5 protein-coding genes and 1 pseudogene are annotated in these 4,498 nt (G+C 66.7%); 4 read left to right on the top strand and 2 right to left on the bottom strand.

Going from position 1 to position 4,498, the window contains the following annotated elements; genetic code table 11:
* A pseudogene (locus QOC69_RS32300) lies at positions 1-329 on the top strand (HNH endonuclease); the annotation flags it as partial.
* A gap of 15 nt (positions 330-344) precedes the next feature.
* On the opposite strand, the gene QOC69_RS32305 reads toward QOC69_RS32300, so the two are convergent.
* Together QOC69_RS32305 and QOC69_RS32310 are read right to left on the bottom strand one after the other, a co-directional pair.
* Entirely contained in the window at positions 345-1,211 is an 867-nt protein-coding gene (locus tag QOC69_RS32305; protein ID WP_526446571.1) for a PhzF family protein, read from the bottom strand.
* Between the two features lie 17 nt (positions 1,212-1,228).
* Entirely contained in the window at positions 1,229-1,591 is a 363-nt protein-coding gene (locus QOC69_RS32310; protein ID WP_526446572.1) for a hypothetical protein, read from the bottom strand.
* Positions 1,592-1,615: 24 nt separating this feature from the next.
* On the opposite strand from QOC69_RS32310, the gene hisN reads away from it, so the two are divergent.
* From hisN to QOC69_RS32325, 3 genes are all read left to right on the top strand, one after another.
* Positions 1,616-2,398, top strand: coding sequence for a histidinol-phosphatase (hisN, locus tag QOC69_RS32315; RefSeq protein WP_526446573.1), 783 nt, complete (start codon positions 1,616-1,618; stop codon positions 2,396-2,398).
* Positions 2,399-2,478: 80 nt separating this feature from the next.
* Complete coding sequence (locus QOC69_RS32320; RefSeq protein WP_526446574.1) at positions 2,479-3,876, top strand: acyl-CoA dehydrogenase family protein; 1,398 nt, start codon at positions 2,479-2,481, stop codon at positions 3,874-3,876.
* 33 nt (positions 3,877-3,909) lie between these two features.
* Positions 3,910-4,498, top strand: a 589-nt coding sequence (locus tag QOC69_RS32325; RefSeq protein WP_526446575.1) for an acyl-CoA dehydrogenase family protein, incomplete at its 3' end; no start/stop codon positions are given.

The raw sequence follows: 4,498 nt of genomic DNA on the forward strand, positions 1-4,498 counted from the left end.
TCATCGACCTGCGCGACGACACCTGCCGCACCCCATACTGCGACGCCCCGATCCGCCACCACGACCACGCCACCGCGCACGGTCGCGGTGGTGGCACCAGTGGCGTCAACGGGCTCGGGGCATGCGAAGCGTGTAACTACGCCAAGGAAGCACCCGGCTGGAAAGTCACCACCACCCAGGATGAAACCGGGTGTCACCACGCCGAATTCATCACACCCACCGGAGCCCGCCACCAATCCACCGCACCACCACTACCCGGCCCCGTACGGTTCCAACGCAGCGCAATGGAAGTCGACATCGGCATCGCCATCGCCAAACACGCCGCGTAGACGATCCGGTGAAGTTCACGGCAGGGCTTCGATGACGCCATGCCCGACGAAGGCGACGTCGCCGCCCACCTTCACCGTCTCGATACGATTCGCGCTGCCCACCGGCTGCACGCGCAAAGTGCTTGGGCGGCCGGTATATTGGCCCTGATTCAGGATGAACGTGTCGCCACCGCGGACCAGTCCATGGCGCAGCCGGTAGGCGCCGATCGTCCCTGCGGCGCTACCCGTCGCGACATCCTCGACGATTCCGTCGTTGTTCCAATGCCGGACTTCGACGGCCGCCTCGTCGAGCAAGACGGCGAACTCGGCGCCCGCACCCTGCACCAATTCCGTGATGTCGCGAGAGATTCGAGCCCGCGCCAACGCGCCCGGCAGGACCGGCACGATGAGGTAGCGAAGCCCGGTGCTCACGACTTCCAGCGGTAGGTCCGGCGCGAGATCATCAGCAGCGAGATTGAACGCAGCGGCGACCCGCGCAACGTCGTCTACCGATCCCAAGAACTCCGGGGCGCCCTGATCCAGCAGACCTGAGTAGCTTCCAGCCGTGACGTCCGTGGTGACTTCGACTGTCTTGCCGGCCAATTGGAATTGCCAACTTTGCGCACCAACCACTCCGGAACGCTCGTGCAGGACGGCCGCCGCTCCAATGACCGGGTGTCCGGCGAAGGGCAATTCGCCGAACAGATCGAATATCCTCGCGCGGACAGTGCCCGGCTGATCCGTCGGTTGGAGAAAGATTGCTTCGAAGTGCCGCATCTCCTGCGTGATGCGCAGCATCTGTTCAGCACTCAGGTCCGGGGCGTCGGGAAAGACCGGCAGGCTGTTGCCCCCGAACGGGGACTGACTGAAGACGTCGACATGGCTGAAGGCGATACCTCGCATGACGCCAGTACCGGCTTCTAGCTGTACGGCGCAGGCGGCGGCGGCTCAAGCGGTTCCGGCGGCGCGAAGCCCCATTTGTCGGGGTTCTTCGGGGAGTACACGACGGGCACCAACTGGCCCATCGACGGCCAGGCGGTCACGGGCACGGCCATCCGTTGATAAACCACGTGCTCGTTGACGGTGGGGCCGTTGATGACGCCGGTGATGGTGACGAACTGTTCGCCGTCGGCATCCGGGCGAGGGCTGACGCCGGTAACCAGCAGAGTGCCGTGCATCAGCTCCCTGCCTGGGCCGCCGCGTGGGCCCCCCTTGCGCATCCGCGGCACCACTATCAATGCGATGGCACCGAGCAACAGCAACAGCACAGCGAATTCCCACACATCGACCATGGTAGGACTGCAGCCATGAGCTCAATCGCCGACGACGTCCTTCTGGCCTTGCAGTTGGCCGACCGCGCCGATGCGTTGACCCTGGATCGGTTCGGCGCGCTGGACCTTCGGATCGAGACCAAACCCGATCTGACCCCGGTGACGGATGCCGACCGGTCGGCGGAGGAACTCCTCCGCGGCGTGCTCGCCGAACATCGGCCGGACGACGCGGTTCTCGGCGAGGAGTACGGCGGCACCGCGGTCTTCGAGGGCAGGCAGTGGGTCCTGGATCCGATCGACGGCACCAAGAACTTCGTCCGAGGGGTGCCGGTGTGGGCGACGCTGATCGCGCTGCTGCAGGACGGCGTTCCGGTGGTCGGCGTGGTGAGCGCGCCTGCAATGCAACGGCGGTGGTGGGCAGGCACCGGCGAGGGCGCCTTCACGTCGTTCCGCGGCACCCCCCGCGCGATCTCGGTGTCCGGCGTGGACGACATCGGATCGGCGAGCCTGTCGTTCTCCGACCTCACCACCGGCTGGGGTGAACGGCGATCGAACTTCCTCGATCTCACCGACGCCGTCTGGCGGGTGCGCGGATATGGCGACTTCTGGTCGTACTGCCTGGTGGCCGAGGGTGCGGTGGACATCGCCGCCGAGCCCGAGGTGAAGCTGTGGGACCTGGCACCGCTCGACGTGTTGGTGCGCGAAGCGGGTGGGTCGTTCACCACCGTCGACGGCACCTCTGGCCCACACGGCGGCAGCGCGGTGGCGACGAACGGCCTGTTGCACGACCGGGTGCTGACCAGGCTGTCTGCGGTGTGACCCGGCCAACAGGCACAGCTGACCTTACTCGAGAGTAAGATACGGTCCAGAAGCACTGCCCCAACGACGCGAGGCTGCAAATGACCAACACCCTGCCGGACAAGAACGGCACCAAGCAGCGCCCCAAACGCTCCGGATCCGAGAGCGGCGTGGGCCTGCAGCGGCACAAGCGGACAGCGACCGACATCGGGTTGGCGCTGATCACACCGTTCCTGGGTCAGGAGTTCCTGGACAGGCACGGGCTGCGCGACCCGCTCAACCGTGGGCTGCGCTACGGCGTCAAGACGGCGTTCTCCACCATCGGTGCGTCGACACGTCAGTTCAAGCGGGTACAGGGCCTTGGCAAGGCGCCGACGCGCCTACGGCCGAGCGGCGCCGACTACTTCGACCTGGCCCCCGATGAGGACCAGAAGATGATCCTCGAGACGGTCGGCGAGTTCGCCGCGGAGATCCTGCGGCCCGCCGCATACGACGCCGACGATGCCGCCGCCCATCCGGCGGACCTGATCGCGAAGGCCGCCGAACTCGGCATCACCGCCATCAACATCCCCGAGGACTTCGACGGCATCGCCGCTCACCGCAACACGGTGACCAACGCCCTGGTGGCCGAGGCGCTGGCCTACGGCGACATGGGCCTGGCCCTGCCGATCCTGGCCCCCGGTGGCGTCGCGGCGGCCCTCACCCACTGGGGCAGTTCCGGCCAGCAGGCCACCTACCTGTCCGAGTTCGCCGGTGAGAACGTCCCGCAGGCATGCGTCGCGATCGCCGAACCGCACGCGCTGTTCGACCCGACTGCGCTGAAGACCACCGCGGTGCGCACGCCGAGCGGCTACCGGCTGTCCGGCGTCAAGTCACTGGTGCCCGCCGCGGCGAACGCCGAACTGTTCATCGTCGGCGCGCAACTCAACGGCAAGCCGGCGATGTTCATCGTCGAAGCCGAGACCAAGGGGCTGACGGTCACGGCCGACCCGAGCATGGGCATCCGCGCCGCGGCGCTGGGCCGCGTAGAGCTCGACAACGTCGCAGTGCCGCTGGAGAACCGCCTGGGCGAGGACGGCGCGGTCGACAGCGATTATTCCGAAGCCATCGCGCTGGCCCGATTGGGTTGGGCCGCACTGGCCGTGGGCACCTCACACGCGGTGCTCGACTACGTCATCCCCTACGTCAAGGAGCGCGAGGCGTTCGGCGAACCGATCGCCCGCCGTCAGTCGGTCGCGTTCATGTGCGCCAACATCGCGATCGAACTGGACGGGCTGCGCCTGATCACCTGGCGCGGCGCCGCCCGCGCCGAGCAGGGACTGTCGTTCGCGCGGGAAGCCGCGCTGGCCAAGAGGTTCGCCACCGACAAGGGTATGCAGATCGGACTGGACGGCGTGCAATTGCTGGGCGGTCACGGCTTCACCAAGGAACACCCGGTCGAACGCTGGTATCGCGATCTGCGGGCACTCGGCGTCGCCGAGGGTGTCGTCGTCCTCTAGCCGTCTCCGACCAACAAGAACGGAAGACTTGTCATGGCAATCAATCTGGAACTGCCCAAGAAGCTGCAGGACGTCATCGAAAAGGGCCATCAGGGTGCCGCCGAGATGCTGCGCCCGATCTCCCGCAAGTACGACCTGAAAGAACACGCCTACCCGGTCGAATTGGACACTCTGGCCAACCTCTTCGAGGGAATCTCCGAGGCCAAGGTCTTCGCCATGGCCGGCGCCGAGGCGTTCCGTGACGGCGAAGCCCAGCACGGAAACGTCAACGGCGGCAACATGTCCGCGGTGCTCAACGCGATGGAAGTCAGCTGGGGCGACGTTGCGCTGGTGCTGTCGATTCCCTTTCAGGGTCTAGGCAACGCCGCGCTGTCCGGCGTGGCGACCGACGAGCAACTCGAGCGCCTCGGCAAGGTGTGGGCCGCGATGGCCATCACCGAACCCAGCTTCGGCTCCGACTCGGCCGCGGTATCGACGACCGCGAAGCTCGACGGCGACGAGTACGTGATCAACGGCGAGAAGATCTTCGTGACCGCGGGTTCGCGGGCCAGCCACATCGTGGTGTGGGCGACGCTGGACAAGTCGCTTGGCCGCGCGGCGATCAAGTCGTTCATCGTGCCGC

The organism is Mycobacterium sp., assembly GCF_032162105.1.
In the GTDB taxonomy this organism is placed as follows: domain Bacteria; phylum Actinomycetota; class Actinomycetes; order Mycobacteriales; family Mycobacteriaceae; genus Mycobacterium.